Source organism: Streptomyces sp. NBC_00239, assembly GCF_036194065.1.
Classification (GTDB): domain Bacteria; phylum Actinomycetota; class Actinomycetes; order Streptomycetales; family Streptomycetaceae; genus Streptomyces.
This window is the reverse complement of the sequence record NZ_CP108097.1, coordinates 276,260-291,983: the sequence shown is the minus strand read 5'-3', so window position 1 is coordinate 291,983 and position 15,724 is coordinate 276,260. Positions and strand designations below refer to the sequence as shown.

Here is a 15,724-nt window from a genome sequence, read left to right as displayed (position 1 = left end):
TCGGCGGGGCTGGGGGTGGCGGCGTTCTCGGGGCTCCGCCCCGGACCCCGCGCCTCAAACGCCGGCGAGGCTGGATGGCGCCGCAAGCGTTGGCGGGCTGGGGGCGCGCCCTCAAGCGTTGGCGGGGCTGGGGGTGCGCCTCGAGCGCCGGTGGGGCTGGGTGGGGGTGTGGTCGGTGTCAGCCTCTGTTGTACGGGCCTCGGACGGGGACCGGGCGGCGGATGGGGGCGGGGGTCGTGCGGGGGGTGTTGGCGTTCGGGGGGGACGGCTTCGTGGTGTGGGTGTGGGGGGATGGGAGGGGGTCGGGGGAGTCGGGGGGGACTAGCCCGGCCAGGACCAGTTTCCAGATGCGTTCCAGGAGGGCGGCGCTGCTTTCGGGGGGCTGGGCCGCGGCGCCCGCGTCGCGTTGGCGGCGGGCCAGGATCTCCGCTCCCGTCACCAGGTGCACGGCCAGCGACGCCACCGCCTCCGGTCGGGCGCTCGGCCGCAACTGACCTTCGTCCGCGGCCTGTTGTACGAGTTCCTGGGCGGCCGGGTACCAGAGCGCGGCCCACTGCGGGGCGCCCGGGCGTTCGCGTTCCAGGCGGACCAGGGCCCGTACCGCGGGCTGTTCCTCGACCTGCCGCATCAGCTCCAGGGTGAGCCCGACCAGCCGCTGCAGCGGCGGCGCGCTCCCGGCGCAGAGGCGTTCGACGGTCGCGCGGACCACGCCGTGGCCGACCTCCTCGACCGCGCGCGCGAGGTCTTCCTTCGACGAGAAGTGGAAGGTCAGCCCGCCGCTGGAGATGCCGGCCGCCTTGCAGATCCGGGACAGCGACGCGCCTGCGTAGCCGTCGCGGTCGAATTGTTCCGCGGCGGCCTGTACGAGGGAATTGCGGCTCCTCGCTGCCCTTTCCTGTTTCACCATGATCACTCCGGGTGCGATTCGTCCCAGCGTGCGCGGGGGGTTGCGTCAAAGGCAACGCAGAGTTGCCGAAGTGCCCCCGACATGCCGAAGTCGCGGCGTGTCGTGCGCGGCGGGAACCCCGTGCTGCCGACGGCTGGAAAAAAAGAGAACGATCGCTATGCTAATTCCGTGTTCGCCTGGACGGTCGATGGAGAAGGGGAACGTGCCATGGCAGCGAACGACCTGACCCGTGCTCGAGTGCCGGTTTCAGTGATCACCGAGCAGATCTTCGGGCACCTGCCGCGCGCTGATCAGCGGCACTGGGCCCAGGCGTACCTGCAGGGTCTGCTGACGACCGAGGGAAAGAAGTCGGTCCGGCGGATCGCGGCGACGGTCTCGGACTCCCCGACCGCCTCGCAGTCCATGCACCAGTTCGTCAACGCCAGCCCCTGGGAGTGGGCGCCGGCCCGCACCGAGCTGATGCGCTGGGTGGAGCGGCGGCTGGCGCCCAAGGCCTGGGTGCTGGAGGCGGCGGTCCTGCGCAAGCGCGGCGACCACTCCTGCGGAGTGCACCGCCGCTTCGTGCCGGAGACCGGCCGCTCGGTGAACTGCCAGGTCGGCGTGGGCGCCTTCCTGACCAACGGGACGGACGCCGTCCCGACGGACTGGGGGCTGCTGCTGCCGGGCAGCTGGGCCACCGACGAGGCGCGGCGCTCCCGCGCCCGGGTCCCCGACGGGGTCGCGCACCGGGCCATCGAGCAGCATGCCCTGGACCTCGTGGACAGCATGGGCGCGGGCACCCACCTGAGCACCCCGCCGATCGTCGCGGACCTCAGCTACCACGCGGGGGCGGCCTCGCTGGTACGGGGACTCAGCGCGCGGGGCCGGGACTTCGTCGTCGCCGTGTCGGGGCGGACCCCGGTCGTGCCGGGCAGCCACCTGGTGGCCCACCAGCCGTACGGGGGCGACCTGCCGGCCGCGGTCGAGGCGCAGCGCTTCTTCGAGCTGAAGACCGGCAGCCACCTGCGGATGGACTCCATCGGCGCGAGCCGCGAGGGCCGTCCCGGGCGGGCGTCCGTGATGACCGGCCTGGTGCGGCTGCCGGAGGCGCGCACCGGCCGCCAGACGCCCCACCACACGTACCGGCTGTTCGCGGTCCGGCAGTACGCGGGGCGCCGCTCCAGCCGGATGTGGCTGACGAACATGGTCCACCGGCGTACCGAGGAGCTCGTCGCGCTGGCGCAGTTGCAGCGGCGTGCGGGCGCGACGGTGCAGACGCTGGAGCAGGACTTCGGGCTGCTCGACTTCGAGGGCCGCTCTTACCCGGGCTGGCACCACCACATGACGCTGGTGTCCGTCGCGTACGCGTACAGCCGGCTGGAGCTGCCGGGTGAGTCCGCCATGGCGGCCATCCGTACGGCCTGACCCGTACGGTCCGACCCGTACGACCCGTACGGGCTGATCCGCAGGGCGTTGCCTCCCCGCACGGTCCTGCCCCCTGAACGGCCCGGCCGCTCTTTCGGCGGTCTGCCCCCCGTGCTCGGCCCGGCAGTCGGTCCCCCCGGCCGGCCTCCCGGCCGATCCGCCCCGCCCCTCCGTCTTCATCCCCCGCGACGGAGGGGCGGGGCGTTCCGCGTTCCGGGCGGAGCGGGTGGTCGGCGCCGGCCGGGTCGCCCTGCTGGGGCTCCGCCCCAGACCCCGCGCCTCAAACGCCGGCGGGGCTGGAGTGGGCTCTGCCCGCACCCGCGCCTCAAACGCCGGCGGGGCTGGATGTGGCCCGCTTGGGCCGAGCCCCGCCTCGAACGCCGGCGGGGGTGGAGTGGAACGTCGGTGGGGATGGGGGTGTCGGGTGGGGATGGGGACGGCCCGGTCTCCCGGCGGGGGTGTCGGGAGAGCGGGCCGTTCGGAGGGGGTGCTTACGTCGCTGGAAGTGCGGCGCGGGCGGGGGGCCGTGGCGGCAGGAGGTGGCGGCGGGCCAGGTAGGCCAGGAGGCCGTAGCCCGCGAGGAGGAGCGCCACGGTGAAGATCCATTCGTACGAGCCGCCGGGCCGGTAGACGCGGCCGGGGTTGCCCACGTCCACCGCGGGGGCGGCGCGGCCGATGGCCAGGGACTCGCGGCTGCTGCCGTAGAGCGTGATGCCCTCGCGGAGCACGGTGCCGTCGGTGGAGCGGAACGTGCCCGACCACTCGCAGGTCTCGTGGCCCGGGTGGGATATGCAGCTGAGCCGCCCTGCCGTGAACGAGCCCGCCACCCCGTCGGCCGTCGCCGCCCGCGCCACGTTGCCGAGGTTGGGCAGGGCCACGTACAGCAGGAGGCAGGCCAGTGCCAGGAGCAGGGAGCCCGCGAACCCCGAGGGGCGGCGGGCGGCGGTCATGCGGTGAGGGCGCAGTCGCAGCGGGCCGAGGCGTTGTCCGCGCGGGCGCGGGTGTGCAGCACCATGGCGACGATCATCGGGATGGTGACCAGCGCGTTGTAGAAGAGGTGCAGTTCCACGCGCGGGAAGACGAGCTGCAGGACGCTGGTCGGGACGGCCTTGCCCGCGATGAACGCGCCGGCCAGGGCCTGGCACAGGAGCAGCAGGTGCTCGAAGTGGTGCCAGATCTGGATGCCCAGGGTGGTGTTCCACCAGGTGCGCGAGGCGCCGGTGAAGCCGCGGCGGAACATGATGAAGCCGACGAGCATCAGCAGCGCGTAGCCGTAGTGCATCCACTCGGACTTGACCAGCCACGGGAACGGCACGCCGAGCACGCCGCGCGCCTCGGGCAGCGACCAGCCCAGCACGTAGATCTGGATGGCCTGGGTCAGGTGCTCCGCCCAGTGCGCGAGCACGAGGACGAGGAAGACCCGCAGGCCTACCTTGTGGTACTTGCTGTTGAGCGTGTCCATGACACTGCTCTTGACGGGGGTTGCCTGCGTTCCTGTCGCCATCAGAGGCCTCCATGCTCCGGATCCGGATCCGGACGCTATCTCAGCAGTGGTTACGGGCGCGGGTCTTCTTTGGGATTGCGGACTTGAACTCGACCGGCAATCAGAGGGTCCTTTCACGCAACTCAGCAGTTACCTTGGCGGCATGCTGAAGAGAACCTATGAAGGCCAGGACTGCAATCTCGCCAGGTCCCTGGAAGTGATCGGCGAGCGCTGGAGTCTGCTGATCGTCCGCTCCGCGCTGCTGGGCGTGAAGCGGTTCGACGGCTTCATGGGGCAGTTCCCGATCGCACGCAACGTGCTCACCGCCCGGCTCGGCCGCCTCGTGGAGCTCGGCATCATGGAGAAGGTGCCCTACCAGGACAAGCCCGTGCGGCACGAGTACCCGCTGACGCCCATGGGGCGGGACCTGGCCACCGCCGTGATCGCCCTCATGCAGTGGGGCGACCGCAACCTGCCGCTGGAGGAGGGGCCGCCGCGGCGGGCCGAACACATCGGCTGCGACGGCCACGTCCACGTCCGGCTGGACTGCGCGAAGTGTGAGCGAGACGTCGTCGGGGAAGAAGTAGCGGTTCGGCGTATTCGCTGACTTCCTCAAGTCGCGCCGAAAGTGGCTGCGGGACCCGCTTAATCGGCTGATCTACAAGCCGAGTTACGCATTCCCGAAGATGACGCGTGCTATAGCGGCTTAAGACGATGAGGCCTCCTGCCACCACCCCCGGTGGCCCCTGGAGGAGGCACAGTGGCAACGGCTACAGGAGCTCTGCGCAAGCTGCTCATGGCTCCCTCACTGAGTGAGGTCAGCTTCGCCGGACGGGGTTTCCCCGTCGTACCGACGGCCGCCACCGCGCAGCTGGAGAGCATCCCGCAGGCGGTGGTCACCGGTTTCGAGTGGGGCATCGAGTCCCGCAACCTGTGGGAGACCGAGCGCCGGCTCGCCCTCGTCGACCCCGAGCTCCAGGGGTTCGCGTACGAGGGCGCGACGATGGCCGCCACCATCCGGGACCTGATGGGTCCCGGCCGGGGGCCGCGCACCCAGGAGCTGATGGAGGGCGCCAACGGGCGCCGGCACATCTTCCTCAACTACATCGGCATCGGCTTCGCCATGGCCAAGCTGCCGCGCCCGCTGTGGAAGAAGATCATGCCCGAGCTGCACGGCGACGAGTTCTACCCGCCGATGAGCTGGCTGGCCGTCGACGGCTACGGCTTCGACCGGGCCTACTTCGACACCCGCCGCTGGATCGACGAACAGCGGCTGGACACCCCGTACCCCTGGGACGGGCACCCCGAGTACTTCCAGCGCGCGTTCGACCAGGGTGTCGGGCGCGCGCTGTGGTTCATCAACGGCGCGCACGTAGAGAACGTGACCGCCGCCGTGCGCAGGTTCGCCTCCGACCGGCACTCCGACCTGTGGGCCGGCGTCGGGCTGGCGGCCACCTTCGCGGGCTGCTCCACCCCCGAGGACCTCGCCGCGCTGTACGCCGCCAGCGGCGAGCACCGCGGGCACCTGGGCCAGGGCTCCGTGTTCGCGGCCAAGGCCCGGCACTTCTCGCGGACCGTCCCCGAGCACACCCGTACCGCGGTGCACGCCCTCGCCGGGCTGACCGTCGAGAAGGCCGCCGCGCTCGCCGACGACAGCACTCCCGATCTGGCCGCGAAAGGCCCGGTTCCGACCTACGAGATCTGGCGCACCGCAGTGCGCGAACAGCTTCTCGTGAATGCCGTTTGAGCATTTCTGGAGTAGACGCTCCGGCAGGGCTGATCGCTAGATTCAAATTTCAGGTAATTCAGCACGGTTCAGCAAAGTTCAGCACGGTTCAGCACGGTTCAGTAAGGGAAATTCCAGGCGAGAAAACACGAGGGGCGGTTGGACGTGTCCATGTTGCGTGCGCTGAGGCGCCGAGTCCTCACACCCAATGTCCGGGAAACGCATCTGGATCGGCGCGGTTTCCACGTCAAGAACCCGGAAGCGAAGAATCAGCTGGAAACCGTGGGGGCCACGTTCCTCCAGGGTTACGCCTATGCGGTCGAGGCCCGTTCCGCGGCGGAGGCCGAGGAGTGGCTGGAGACCGTTCCCCGTGCCTACCGCGGATTCGCGTACGAGGGCGCCGGCATGGGCGCCGTGATGCTCGACTCGCTGACGGGCAGCAAGCGGCTGGCCGGCTTCCTGGAGGGCGAGGGCGCCCGCCACGACTACATGATCTGGGTCGGCGTCGGCTGGGCGATGGCCCGGCTGCCGAAGTTCCTGTGGCCGGACGTGACGGAGATCGACCCGGTCCTGCGCTGGCTGATCCTCGACGGATACGGCTTCCACCAGGCGTACTTCAAGACGGACGCCTACGTCCGCAAGCCGCACCTCACGCACCCGTTCAGCTGGAAGGGCGGCGACGACACCTACAGCCAGCGGGTCCTCGACCAGGGCATCGGCCGGGCCCTGTGGTTCGTCGGCGGCACCGACCCCGACGTGGTGGCCGGTCTGATCGCCGCGTACCCCGAGCACCGGCACGGCGACCTGTACGCCGGCTCCGGCCTCGCCTGCACCTACGCGGGCAGCGCCGACGAGACGGAGCTCAAGCGCTTCGCCGAGCACGCGGGCAAGCACCTGCCCAACCTCGCGCAGGGCTCCGCCTTCGCCTCCGAGGCCCGGGTCAAGGCCGGCACCATCATCGACCACACCAAGATGGCGTCGCGCGTGCTGTGCGCCGGCCGCACCCCGGAGGAGGCCTCCCGGGTCTGCCTGGAGACGCGCCCGACCGGCTGCGACGGCGGCGCGATTCCCGCATTCGAAACCTGGCGGCAGGAGATCGCCCGGCAAATCGTCGTTCCCGCGTACTCCCAGAAAGGAGCGAGCGCATGACGCAGAATCCAGTCTCCTGGCTGCGTAGGCAGGCAGCAGGAATTGTGGCCCTCGTCGTCATGGTGAGCGCTTTCTATGCGGTGAAGCCGGACGAGTCGTCCGCGGCCGAGAAGCGGGAACTCGCCAAGTCCTTCCAGTTCGAGCCGATGTCCATCGCCATGCCGGCCGGCTTCAAGCAGCAGACCGTCCGCAAGGTGAACAAGGCGTACAAGCACATCGAGGCGTGGATCTCCTCGGTCGGCGCCGGTGTCGCGATGAACGACATCGACAACGACGGGCTCCCCAACGACCTGTGCATCACCGACCCCCGGATCGACCAGGCGGTCATCACCCCGGCCCCCGTCCCGGGCCGCAAGAGCGCCACGTACGAGCCCTTCGCGCTGGACATGGCGCCGCTGCCCAAGAGCAAGTACAGCGCCCCCATCGGCTGTGTCCCCGGTGACTTCAACGAGGACGGCGCCACCGACCTCCTCGTCTACTACTGGGGCCGCACCCCGGTGATCTTCCAGCAGAAGAAGATGGCCTGGGACAAGAAGATGCCGCCCAAGATGGAGTGCTTCGAGCCGATCGAGCTGGTGCCGGGCGCCGGCGGCGGCATCTACACCGGCCCGCTGTGGAACTCCAACGCGGCCGCCGTCGCGGACTTCGACGGTGACGGCCACAAGGACCTCTACATCGGCAACTACTTCCCCGAGAGCCCCGTCCTGGACGACACCAAGGACGGCGGGGTCACGATGAACGACTCCATGTCGCACGCGCAGAACGGCGGCGGCGGGCACTTCTTCCTCAAGACCCCCGGCGGCTACAAGTGGATCCCGGCGGACAAGGTCGTCCCCGAGGGCCGTGAGAAGGGCTGGACGCTGGCCGCCTCGGCCACGGACGTCGACGGCGACCTGCTGCCCGAGCTGTACCTCGGCCTCGACTTCGGTTCCACGACGCTGCTGCACAACCGGTCCACCCCGGGCGAGCTCAAGTTCGTCGAGGTGAAGGCCAGCCACAACGGGATCATGCCGAAGTCCAAGGAGATCGGGCGCAGCTCCTTCAAGGGCATGGGCATCGACTGGGCCGACCTGAACGGCGACGGCATCCTCGACGCCTTCCTGTCCAACATCACGACCTCGTTCGGCATCCAGGAGTCCAACTACACCTTCATCAGCAAGGCGAAGAACCTGGACGACCTGCACCGCAAGATGAGCGACAAGAAGGCGCCCTGGAAGGACGAGAGCGCTTCCCTCAACACGGCCTGGTCCGGCTGGGGCTGGGACGCCAAGATGGCGGACTTCGACAACGACGGCCGCCCGGAGATCACCCAGGCCACCGGCTTCGTGAAGGGCAAGCGCAGCCGCTGGGCGCAGCTCCAGGAGCTCGCCACCGCCAACGACCTGCTGGTGCGCCACCCCGGCGCCTGGCCGAAGGTCGAGGCCGGCGACGACCTCGCCGGCGACCAGTACCTGCGCTTCTGGACCCGCAACGGCGGCAAGTACGACAACATCTCCCCCGAGCTCGGGCTCGACGTGCCCGTGCCCACCCGCGGTATCGCCACCGGTGACGCCGACGGCGACGGCCGCCTGGACTTCGTGGTGGCCCGGCAGTGGGACGCCCCGGTCTTCTACTGCAACCTCAGCCCCGCGAAGAACGACTTCCTGGGCCTGAAGCTCGTCGACGACAAGGGATCCCCCGTGGTCGGCGCCCAGGTACGGGTCAACTTCCCCGACGGCAAGGTCCTGCTGGGCCGCGTCGACGGCGGCAGCGGCCACTCCGGCAAGCGCAGCACCGACGTCCACATCGGTCTCGGCAAGGTCTCCGGACCCGTCCAGGCCAGCATCTCCTGGCGGGACACGACCGGCCAGGTCCGCAAGCAGGCTCTCACGCTGAGCCCCGGCTGGCACTCGGTCCAGCTCGGTACCGAGGCCAAGGAGAAGTAGACATGTCTTCTCACACCAGCGCAGTGCCCCCCACGGCCGCTGCCCCCACCGCTGCCGCCGGCAGCCCAGCCAAGTCCGCCAAGCCCGCCGCGCCCCCGCGGCACGACCCCAAGGTCATCAAGGCGCTCCAGCGGTTCGCCGTCTCGATCTCCGTGCTGAACGTCCTCGGCTACACCGTGCTCGGTTTCGAGCAGGGCTGGCTGTGGCCGTTCATCGCGGTGGCCACCGGCTACACCACCGAGATCGTCCTCGAATGGATCAGTGCCAAGGGCGAGGGCCGTGCCCCGCGCTACGCGGGCGGCGGCCGCAAGGGACTCATGGAGTTCCTGCTCCCCGCGCACATCACCAGCCTCGCGGTCAACATGCTCACCTACACCAATGACCGCTGGTGGGTCATGATGTTCGGCGTCATCGTGGCCGTCGGCACCAAGCACGTGCTGCGCGCCCCGGTGAAGGGCCGCATGCGGCACTACATGAACCCGTCGAACTTCGGCATCATGATCATCCTGGTGCTGTTCCCCTGGGCCAGCATCGCCCCGCCGTACCACTTCACCGAGTACCTGACGGGCACCACCGGCCCCGGTGACTGGATCCTCCCGGCGGTCATCATCACGCTCGGCACGATGCTCAACGCCAAGCTCACCAACCGCATGCCGCTCATCATGGGCTGGCTCGTGGGCTTCGCCCTCCAGGCGATCATCCGAGGCTGGATGTTCGACACGTCCATCCCCGCGGCCCTCGGCATGATGACGGGCACGGCCTTCGTGCTCTTCACCAACTACATGGTCACCGACCCGGGTACCTCGCCCTCGAAGAAGTCCTCGCAGATCGCGTTCGGCGCCGGTGTCGCCGCCGTCTACGGCCTGCTGATGGCCGTGAACATCACGTACGGCATCTTCTTCGCCACCGCGATCGTCTGCGGGATCCGCGGCCTGTTCCTGTGGTTCCTGCACCTGCAGGCCAAGCAGCAGGCGGCCGCCAAGACCGCGCCGGTCCGGCCCGTGGAGGCGCTCGTCGCCGTCCCGTCGCCCGCCCCGGCGCCCGCCGAGGCGCCCACGGTCCCGCTCGCCGCCGCGACCGAGGACGCCTGCGCCGCCGGGACCTGCGGGCACGAGAAGTGCGCCGCCGCGCGCGTCGCCGCCCCGGCCGCCACCGTCCCGATCGCCGCCGTACCGCCCGCCGCCGTATCGCCCGCCGTCCCCGCCGCGGCCTCCGCCGCCGCCGAGGACGCGTGCGCCGCCGGCAGCTGCCAGCACGGCAAGTGCGCCGCCATGCGCGCCGAGGCCGCCAAGGAGAAAAAGGTGGCGGTGTCCCTGTGACCAGAATCGCCATCGTCGGCATAGCGGCCCGCTACCCCGACGCCACGAGCCACCGCGAGCTGTGGGAGAACGCCGTCGCGGGCCGCCGGGCCTTCCGCCGGCTGCCCGACGTGCGGATGCGGCTGGAGGACTACTGGGACGCGGACCCGACCACCCCGGACCGCTTCTACGCCCGCAACGCCGCCGTCCTGGAGGGCTACTCCTTCGACCGGATCGCCCACCGCATCGCCGGCAGCACCTACCGCTCCACCGACCTCACCCACTGGCTCGCCCTGGAGACCGCCTCCAGCGCCCTGGCCGACGCCGGCTTCGCGGCCGGCGAGGGACTGCCCAAGGAGCGCACCGGCGTCATCGTCGGCAACACGCTCACCGGCGAGTTCTCCCGCGCCAACGTGATGCGGCTGCGCTGGCCGTACGTACGGCGGGTGCTCGCGGCCGCCCTCAAGGCAGAGGACTGGGAGGACGAGAAGCTCGCCGACTTCCTGGAAGGCGTGGAGGGCGCGTACAAGCAGCCCTTCCCCGCCATCGACGAGGACACCCTCGCCGGCGGCCTCTCCAACACCATCGCGGGCCGGATCTGCAACTACTTCGACCTCAACGGCGGCGGCTACACCGTCGACGGCGCCTGCTCCTCCTCGCTGCTGTCGGTCACCACCGCCGCGACCGGCCTCGTCAACGGCGACCTCGACGTGGCGGTCGCCGGCGGCGTGGACCTGTCCATCGACCCCTTCGAGATCATCGGGTTCGCCAAGACCGGCGCCCTGGCCAAGCGGGAGATGCGGCTCTACGACCGCGGCTCCAACGGCTTCTGGCCGGGCGAGGGCTGCGGCATGGTCGTCCTGATGCGCGAAGAGGACGCCCTCGCCTCCGGCCACCGCATCTACGCCTCCGTCGCCGGCTGGGGCATCTCCTCCGACGGCCAGGGCGGCATCACCCGGCCCGAGGTCAGCGGCTACCAGCTGGCCATGCGGCGCGCCTACGAGCGCGCCGGGTTCGGCGCCGACACCGTGCCGCTCTTCGAGGGCCACGGCACCGGCACCGAGGTCGGCGACGCCACCGAGCTCACCGCCATCATGGGCGCCCGCGCCGAGGCCGACCCGAAGGCGCCGCTCGCCGCGATCAGCTCCATCAAGGGCATGATCGGCCACACCAAGGCCGCCGCCGGCGTCGCCGGACTCATCAAGGCGGCCATGGCCGTGGACGCGGCGATGCTACCGCCGGCCATCGGCTGCGTCGACCCGCACGACCTGCTCACCGGCGAGCAGTCCAACCTGCGGGTGCTGCGCAAGGCCGAGGCCTGGCCCAAGGACGCCCCGCTGCGCGCGGCCGTCACCGCCATGGGCTTCGGCGGCATCAACACCCACGTGGTCGTCGACAAGGCCGTGCCCAAGCGGCGCCCGGCACCCAGCCGCCGCGCCACCACCCTGGCCGCCTCCCTCCAGGACGCCGAACTGCTCCTGCTGGACGGCGAGTCCCCGCAGGCGCTGGCCGCCCGCCTCACCGAGGTGGCCGCCTTCGCCGCGCAGGTCTCGTACGCACAGGTCGGCGACCTCGCCGCGACCCTCCAGCGCGAACTGCGCGACCTGCCCTACCGGGCCGCCGCCGTCGTCACCTCCCCGGAGGACGCCGACCTGCGGCTGCGCCAGCTCGCCGGCACCGTCGAGGCGGGCACCACCTCGCTGTTCGCGCCCGACGGGCGCACCTTCCTGGGCCGCACCGGGGACGGGGACGCCCGCATCGGCTTCCTCTTCCCGGGCCAGGGCTCCGGCAAGGGCACCGGCGGAGGCGCGCTGCGCCGCCGCTTCACCGAGGCCGCCGAGGTGTACGACAAGGCGGGCCTGCCCACCGACGGCGACATGGTGGCGACCGACGTGGCCCAGCCGCGCATCGTCACCGGCTCCACCGCCGGCCTGCGGGTGCTCGACGCCCTCGGCATCGAGGCCGACGTGGCCGTCGGCCACAGCCTCGGCGAACTGTCCGCCCTGCACTGGGCGGGCGCCCTCGACGGTCCCACCGTCCTGGAGGCGGCCCGGGTACGCGGCGCGGCGATGGCCGAGCACAGCGCCTCGGGCACCATGGCCTCGCTCGCGGCAGCGCCCGACGCGGTCGCACCGCTGATCGACGGGCTCCCCGTCGTCATCTCCGGCTACAACGGACCGCAGCAGACGGTCGTCGCCGGTCCCGTGGACGCCGTCGAGTCGGTGGCGCAGCGGGCCGGGCAGGCCGGTGTGAAGTGCACCCGCCTCGCCGTCTCGCACGCCTTCCACTCCCCGCTGGTCGCCCCGGCGGCCGAGTCCTTCGGCGAGTGGCTGGCCGGCGCGGACTTCGGGAGCGTGGACCGGCGGATCGTGTCCACCGTCACCGGCGCCGACCTGGAGCAGGACGGCGACCTCGCGAAGCTGCTGCGCCAGCAGATCACCGACCCGGTGCTGTTCACGCAGGCACTGGAGGCGGCCGCCGCGGACGTCGACCTGTTCATCGAGGTCGGCCCCGGCCGGGTGCTGAGCACGCTGGCCGAGGCCGGCGTCGACGTCCCGGCCGTCGCCCTCAACACGGACGACGAATCGCTGCGCGCGCTGCTCCAGGTGGTCGGCGCCGCGTACGTGGTCGGCGCCCCGCTCATCCACGAGCGGCTGTTCCGCGACCGGCTGACCCGGCCCCTGGAGATCGGCGCCGAGTTCAGCTTCCTGACCAGCCCCTGCGAGCAGGCACCCGAGATCAGCCTGCCCGCCGGACGCGCTCCGCGTACGGAGGGCGCCGGGGACGGCGACGGCGGCGAGCAGGCCGGCCAGGCGCAGGGCGAGTCGGCACTGGAGGTGCTGCGGGCGCTGGTCGCCGAGCGGGCGGAACTGCCGCCGGAGCTGGTGGCCGACGACAGCAGCCTCCTGGACGACCTGCACATGAGCTCGATCACGGTCGGCCAGATCGTCAACCAGGCGGCCACCCGGCTCGGGATCGGCGCGGCCCACGTGCCGACGAACTTCGCCACCGCCACGGTGGCGCAGCTCGCCGAGGCCCTGGAGGAGCTGGCGGGCACCGGCGGCGGCGCGGCGGGCTCCGGCCCGCTCGTCACCGGATCCGCGGTCTGGGCGCGGCCGTTCGCGGTCGACCTGGACGAGGTGCCCCTGGCGGCCGCGGCCCCGGGCGGCGAGAACGGCCCCTGGGAGCTGTTCACGGCCGGCTCGGACCCCTTCGGGCAGCAGCTGAAGGCGGCCCTCGAAGGCGCCGGGGTGGGCGCGGGCGTGGTGGTCTGGCTGCCGCCGGCCTGCCCGGCCGAGCACATCGCGCAGGCCCTCGACGGGGCTAAGGCCGCGCTCGCGGGCGACCGGGAGCGGCGGTTCGTGCTGGTGCAGCACGGGCGGGGCGCGGCCGGCCTGGCCAAGACCCTGCACCAGGAAGGGCACCTGCGGACGACCATCGTCCACACCCCGCGGCCCGACGCCGACGCCGTACGCACGGTCGTCGCGGAAGTCGCGGCCACCGCCCGTTTCACCGAGGTGCACTACGACACCGAAGGCGCCCGCCGGGTCCCGACCCTGCGCGCGCTGCCGGTGGCGCCCGCCCGCAAGGAGCACGTACTGGGCTCCTCGGACGTCCTGCTCGTCACCGGCGGAGGCAAGGGCATCACCGCCGAGTGCGCCCTGGCCGTGGCCAAGGAGACCGGCGCGAAGCTGGCCGTCCTGGGCCGCTCCGACCCGGCCGAGGACAAGGACCTGGGCGACAACCTCGCCCGGATGGCGGACAGCGGTGTGACGGTGGCCTACGCGCGCGCCGACGTCACCGACCCCGCCCGGGTCGCGGCCGCCGTCGCCGAACTCGCGGAGAAGCTCGGACCGGTCACCGCGCTGCTGCACGGCGCCGGCCGCAACGAGCCGGCCGCGCTGACGGCACTGGGCATCGAGGACTTCCGGCGCACCTTCGCGCCGAAGGTCGACGGCCTGCGGGCCGTGCTCGACGCCGTCGGCGAGGGCAGCCTCAAGCTGCTCGTCACCTTCGGCAGCATCATCGGCCGCGCGGGCCTGCGCGGCGAGGCGCACTACGCCACCGCCAACGAGTGGCTGGCCGACCTCACCGAAGAGGTCGCGCGCAACCACCCCGGCTGCCGCGCCCTGTGCATGGAGTGGTCGGTGTGGTCCGGCGTCGGCATGGGCGAGAAGCTCTCCGTCGTCGAGACCCTCTCCCGCGAGGGCATCGTGCCGGTCTCGCCCGACCACGGCGTGGAGATCCTGCTGCGCCTGATCAGCGACCCGGACGCGCCGGTGGTCACGGTCATCAGCGGTCGCACCGAGGGCATCGCGACGGTCCGCCGGGACCTGCCGCAGCTGCCGCTGCTGCGCTTCGCCGGCACCCCGCTGGTGCGCTACCACGGGGTGGAGCTGGTCACCGAGGTCGAGCTGAACTCGGGTACCGACGCCTACCTCGCCGACCACCTGCTCGACGGGAACCTGCTGATGCCGGCGGTGCTCGGCATGGAGGCGATGGTCCAGGTCGCGCACGCGGCCACCGGCTGGGAGAAGGTCCCGGTCATCGAGGGCGCCAAGTTCCTGCGGCCCATCGTCGTGCCGCCCAACGGCGCCACCCGGATCCGGATCGCGGCCACCGTGACCGGACCGGACACCGTCGACGTGGCGGTGCACGCGGAGGAGACCGGCTTCGTCGCCGAGCACTTCCGGGCGCGCCTGCGCTACGCGGAGGGCGCCATCCCCGACGGAGCACCCGACCAGGTCGGGGCGGGGGTGCCGGCCGCGCCGCTGGTGCCCGCGACCGACCTGTACGGCGGGGTCCTCTTCCAGGGCGACCGCTTCCAGAGGCTGGGCACCTTCCACCGGGCCGCCGCCCGGCACGTCGACGCCGACGTGGCGATCGGCGCGCCGACGGGGTGGTTCGCCCCGTACCTGCCGGCCACGCTGCTGATGGCCGACCCGGGCATGCGGGACGCGCTGATGCACGGCAACCAGGTGTGCGTCCCGGACGCGACCCTGCTGCCGTCGGGCATCGAGCGGCTGTACCCGATGGCCGCGGGCACGGACCTGCCGGCGAAGGTGCGCTACTGCGCCACCGAGCGGTACCGCGACGGAGACACGTACGTGTACGACATCGCGGTGCGCACCGAGGACGGGACCGTCGTCGAGCGGTGGGAGGGCCTGACCCTGCACGCCGTGCGCAAGACGGACGGCTCCGGACCGTGGGTGGAGCCGCTGCTCGGCTCGTACCTGGAGCGCACGCTGGAGGAGGTGCTCGGCTCGCACATCGCGGTCGCGGTGGAGCCCGACGCGCCGGACGCCGACGGGTCGCAGGGCAGCCGCCGGGCGGGTACCGCCGTCGCGCTGCAGCGGGCCCTGGGCGCCACCGCCGAGGTGCGCTACCGGCCCGACGGGCGGCCCGAGATCGACGGCGGCCTCCAGGTCTCCGCGGCCCACGGGCTGGGCGTCACCCTCGGGGTGGCGGCCGGGCGGACCGTCGCCTGCGACGTCGAGGCGGTCAACGTCCGCACCGAGGCCGACTGGACGGGTCTGCTCGGCGAACACGCCGCGCTGGCCAAGCTGGTCGCCAAGGAGACGGGCGAGGCCCCGGACACGGCGGCGACACGGGTGTGGAGCGCCGCCGAGTGCCTGAAGAAGGCAGGGGTGATGGCGGGGGCACCGCTCACGCTGGCACCGCGCACCCGGGACAACTGGGTGGTCTTCACGGCGGGCGCACTGCGGATCGCGACCTTCGTGACCTCGCTGCGCGGCGCCCTGGACCCTGCGGTCTTCGCCTTCCTGACGGACGGCGCGGACGACGTCCCCGGCGTGAAGGGGGCCTGAGCGT

At 71.9% G+C, this 15,724-nt stretch carries 9 protein-coding genes and 1 pseudogene; 7 read left to right on the top strand and 3 right to left on the bottom strand.

Annotated elements, in window-relative coordinates:
* Positions 1-178 precede the first annotated feature (178 nt).
* Positions 179-907 (bottom strand): ScbR family autoregulator-binding transcription factor, encoded by a 729-nt coding sequence (locus tag OG764_RS40580; RefSeq protein WP_328973864.1) that lies wholly within the window; start codon positions 905-907, stop codon positions 179-181.
* Between the two features lie 207 nt (positions 908-1,114).
* On the opposite strand from OG764_RS40580, the gene OG764_RS40575 reads away from it, so the two are divergent.
* Complete coding sequence (locus OG764_RS40575; protein WP_328973863.1) at positions 1,115-2,311, top strand: IS701 family transposase; 1,197 nt, start codon at positions 1,115-1,117, stop codon at positions 2,309-2,311.
* Positions 2,312-2,802: 491 nt separating this feature from the next.
* On the opposite strand, the gene OG764_RS40570 is transcribed toward OG764_RS40575, so the two are convergent.
* Positions 2,803-3,261, bottom strand: coding sequence for a hypothetical protein (locus OG764_RS40570; RefSeq protein ID WP_328973862.1), 459 nt, complete (start codon positions 3,259-3,261; stop codon positions 2,803-2,805).
* A complete protein-coding gene (locus OG764_RS40565; protein WP_328973861.1) occupies positions 3,258-3,815 on the bottom strand; it encodes a hypothetical protein in 558 nt (185 codons plus the stop codon). The genes OG764_RS40570 and OG764_RS40565 overlap by 4 nt, the downstream gene beginning before the upstream one ends.
* Before the next feature lie 142 nt (positions 3,816-3,957).
* Here OG764_RS40565 and OG764_RS40560 point away from each other — a divergent pair, with 142 nt between their 5' ends.
* The 6 genes and pseudogenes from OG764_RS40560 to OG764_RS40535 all read left to right on the top strand — a co-directional run bounded on the left by OG764_RS40560 (position 3,958) and on the right by OG764_RS40535 (position 15,720).
* Positions 3,958-4,401: a winged helix-turn-helix transcriptional regulator gene (locus OG764_RS40560; protein WP_328973860.1), complete on the top strand. Its 444-nt coding sequence runs from the start codon at positions 3,958-3,960 to the stop codon at positions 4,399-4,401.
* A 153-nt stretch (positions 4,402-4,554) separates the two neighbouring features.
* On the top strand, positions 4,555-5,541 hold the full coding sequence (locus OG764_RS40555; RefSeq protein WP_328973859.1) for a DUF1702 family protein: 987 nt from the start codon (positions 4,555-4,557) through the stop codon (positions 5,539-5,541).
* A 144-nt stretch (positions 5,542-5,685) separates the two neighbouring features.
* Positions 5,686-6,669, top strand: coding sequence for a DUF1702 family protein (locus tag OG764_RS40550; RefSeq protein ID WP_443056300.1), 984 nt, complete (start codon positions 5,686-5,688; stop codon positions 6,667-6,669).
* Complete coding sequence (locus tag OG764_RS40545; RefSeq protein WP_328973858.1) at positions 6,666-8,594, top strand: CRTAC1 family protein; 1,929 nt, start codon at positions 6,666-6,668, stop codon at positions 8,592-8,594. Before OG764_RS40550 ends, OG764_RS40545 begins: the two co-directional genes overlap by 4 nt.
* 2 nt (positions 8,595-8,596) lie before the next feature.
* Positions 8,597-9,628: pseudogene (locus tag OG764_RS40540) on the top strand (enediyne biosynthesis protein); the annotation flags it as partial.
* Positions 9,629-9,909: 281 nt separating this feature from the next.
* A complete protein-coding gene (locus OG764_RS40535; protein WP_328973856.1) occupies positions 9,910-15,720 on the top strand; it encodes a type I polyketide synthase in 5,811 nt (1,936 codons plus the stop codon).
* The last annotated feature ends 4 nt before the right edge of the window (positions 15,721-15,724 follow it).

Bases quoted from the DNA above. Each gene is read 5' to 3' on its own strand.
- OG764_RS40580 (WP_328973864.1), bottom strand. From the start codon at position 907: ATGGTGAAACAGGAAAGGGCAGCGAGGAGCCGCAATTCCCTCGTACAG.
- OG764_RS40575 (WP_328973863.1), top strand. From the start codon at position 1,115: ATGGCAGCGAACGACCTGACCCGTGCTCGAGTGCCGGTTTCAGTGATC.
- OG764_RS40570 (WP_328973862.1), bottom strand. From the start codon at position 3,261: ATGACCGCCGCCCGCCGCCCCTCGGGGTTCGCGGGCTCCCTGCTCCTG.
- OG764_RS40565 (WP_328973861.1), bottom strand. From the start codon at position 3,815: ATGGCGACAGGAACGCAGGCAACCCCCGTCAAGAGCAGTGTCATGGAC.
- OG764_RS40560 (WP_328973860.1), top strand. From the start codon at position 3,958: ATGCTGAAGAGAACCTATGAAGGCCAGGACTGCAATCTCGCCAGGTCC.
- OG764_RS40545 (WP_328973858.1), top strand. From the start codon at position 6,666: ATGACGCAGAATCCAGTCTCCTGGCTGCGTAGGCAGGCAGCAGGAATT.